Raw genomic sequence first — 2,796 nt, 5'->3', positions numbered from 1 at the left:
CCGGGATCGCGGCCAGGCCCCGCCAGGAACCGCCCGGTTCGCCGCCCAGCCGGACCTCGGCGGCGCCGCGCCCCAACGCGTCTCCGACGGGTCCGCCGAGGGCGTCGCCCACCGCCTGGGCCGCGGCCACCGGCCCGGCACCCGCCGCGATGCACGCGGCCAGCAGATCGGCCGCCAACGGCATCTGACGGGCGGCTTCCGCGGCAACGGTCTCCGCCGCGGCCGTACCGGAGGCCGCCCGTCGGGAACGCCAACGCCACAGCGCTGCCGCGCCCAGCAGGCCCACCACGACTCCGGCACCGCCCCCGACCAGGGCCCAGCCGGCACCCACCGTGCCCACCAGCGGCAGCCACCCCCGCACGGCGCCCAGCACCTCGGCGCGCCGTGGGACGGTGCGGGCCGGTTGCGGGGTCAGCAGCGCGGTGAGCCGCCTGCGTACCGTCCGCTCCCGCCGCGCGGCCCCGACCGCGCGCGCCAGCCATCCGGCGACCAACACCGTCCCCACCACTGCCCCCAGCCTGTGGACAACGTCCCCGTTCACGACACCGCCTCCGCCCACCGCACGATCCGCGTCACCCACCACACGCCCAGGCCCTCCAGAGCCCCGCCGGCCAGCAGACAACCCAGCCCGGGTCCGGTGTGCAGCAGCACGTGCAGCGGGTCGGCTCCGAGGGCGAAGCCGAGCAGGAGGCCCAGGGCCGGCAGGCCGGCGAGCATCACCGCCGTGGCACGAGCGCCCGCCAACTGGGCTCGCAGGTCGGCGCGCTGGTCCCGTTCGGCGCGTAGCGCGCCCTCCAGTCGATCGAGCCCGGCCGCCAGCCCGGCACCCTGGTCCACTGCGACCCGCCAGCACGCCGCGAGCCCTCGCAGGCCCTCGGCACCCGGCTCGCGCGCCGCTGCCGCGAGCGCCCCCGGGACGTCCCCGCCGAACCGGGCCGCCGCCAGCACCGCGGCCTGTGCTTCACCGAGCCCTCCGGAGTCGTGGGCGGCACACAGCAGCGCCTCGCCCGGCTGCCGCCCCGCGCGCACCTCCCCGGCGAGCGCCCCGCACAGCGCGATCACCCCGTCCTGCCGGTGCTCCCGGGCCCGCCGCGCCCGGCCGGCCAACCGTGTCCGCCGCAACACCGGCACCCCGGCCGCCCCAACGACGACCGGCAGCACCGAACTGCCCAGCACCGCCAGCAGCAGCCCGGCCGCGAACGACCACCACTCGGGCCGCAGCCGGCCACGGACGCGCCGCAGCCCGTCCGTCATCCGGCGCTGTGCGGGCGGCCCGGTGCCGGCCGCCGCGCCGCCGGCGAGCACCTGCCGTGCACGCCGTACCCCGGAGTGCCACCCACTCCCGGCCGGCCACGCCGCCGCCCCCAGACACACCAGGGCCACGCCCGTCGACAGCTCAACCGTCCCCGTCACCTGTACGCCTCCCGTCCAACGGCTCGCATGTCGAGCCCGTCACCGCGGAGCAGCTCCCGCAGCCGCTCCCACCCGCGCTCGGCCACGAAGGCCTCCGCTCCCCACCGCAGCGCCGGCACCGTCCGCACCAGCCCCGACGGGTCACGCTCCAGTACGTGCACCTCGGCGATCCGGCGACGTCCGGTCCTGTCCCGTACCAAGTGCAGGACCACCGAAAGGGCCGCCGCGAGCTGGCTGTGCAGGGCCGCCCGGTCGAGGCCCGCTGCCGTGCCGAGCGCCTCCAGCCGGGCCGGTACGTCGGCCGCGGCGTTGGCGTGCACCGTCCCGCAGCCGCCCTCGTGGCCGGTGTTCAACGCCGCGAGCAGATGAACCACTTCGGGCCCGCGCACCTCGCCGACGACCAGCCGGTCCGGTCGCATGCGCAGCGCCTGCCGCACCAGGTCCTCCAGGGTCACCAGACCCGCGGCCTCCTGGTTGGCGGGTCTGGTCTCCAGGCGGACGACGTGCGGATGGTCCGGCCGCAGCTCCGCCGAGTCCTCGGCGAGCACGATGCGCTCGTCCGGTCCGACGAGCCCGAGCAGCGCGCTCAGCAGCGTCGTCTTGCCGCTGCCGGTACCACCGCTGACGAGGAAGGACAGCCGTGCTCCCAGCAGGGCGCGCAGTACCCGGTCACCGCCGGGCGGCACGGTGCCGGCCGCCGCCAGTTCGTCGAGGGTGAACGCGCGCGGCCGTACCACCCGAAGCGACAGACAGGTGCAGCCGACGGCGACCGGAGGCAGTACCGCGTGCAGCCGGGTGCCGTCGGGCAGCCGGGCGTCCACCCACGGCCGGGCATCGTCCAGTCGGCGCCCGGCGACAGTGGCGAGGCGTTGCGCGAGCCGCCTTACCGCACCGGCGTCCGGGAAGGAGACCGTCGTCAGCTCAAGGCCGCCGCCCCGGTCCACCCAGACCCGGTCCGGGGCGGACACCAGTACGTCGGTCACCGACGGGTCGGCGAGCAGCGGCTCCAGCGGCCCGCTGCCGACCAGCTCCGACCTCAGCTGATCGGCGGCACCGAGGATCTCGGCGTCCCCGAGCACCCGCCCCTGCTCCCGCAGGGCCTGTGCCACCCGCGCGGGCGTCGGTTCGGCCCCGCTCTCGGCAAGCCACCGCCGGACACCGTCGAGCATTCCGGCGGCCGGGACCGGCCCCCTTCCGGAAGTCGCCGTCGACGTCCACCCGGAAGCCGCCCCCGACAGGCGCCCAACGGCCGTCCCCGCGGACCAGGCGGAAGCCGCTCCAGGGGACCGGTAAGCCCATTCCGGGACCGTCCGCGCCGCCGGCCCCGATGGTGTCCCGGAAGTCCGGCCGAACTCCAGGCCCTCTCCCGTCGGCGTCCCGGAA

General features: G+C 77.2%; 2 protein-coding genes and 1 pseudogene. All 3 read right to left on the bottom strand.

The window, feature by feature from the left end:
• A pseudogene (locus tag EBH09_RS39085) lies at nt 1-415 on the bottom strand (hypothetical protein); the annotation flags it as partial.
• Between the two features lie 122 nt (nt 416-537).
• Nucleotides 538-1,413, bottom strand: a complete 876-nt coding sequence (locus EBH09_RS19845) for a type II secretion system F family protein (protein WP_121748313.1) — start codon at nt 1,411-1,413, stop codon at nt 538-540.
• Entirely contained in the window at nt 1,410-2,582 is a 1,173-nt protein-coding gene (locus EBH09_RS19840) for a TadA family conjugal transfer-associated ATPase (RefSeq protein ID WP_121748312.1), read from the bottom strand. The genes EBH09_RS19845 and EBH09_RS19840 overlap by 4 nt, the downstream gene beginning before the upstream one ends.
• Nucleotides 2,583-2,796: the final 214 nt, after the last annotated feature.

The organism is Streptomyces sp. E2N166 (assembly GCF_003671715.1).
Classification (GTDB): domain Bacteria; phylum Actinomycetota; class Actinomycetes; order Streptomycetales; family Streptomycetaceae; genus Streptomyces; species Streptomyces thinghirensis.
This window is presented reverse-complemented; position numbering and strand designations above follow the sequence as displayed.

Bases quoted from the DNA above. Each gene is read 5' to 3' on its own strand.
- EBH09_RS19840 (WP_121748312.1), bottom strand. From the start codon at position 2,582: ATGCTCGACGGTGTCCGGCGGTGGCTTGCCGAGAGCGGGGCCGAACCG.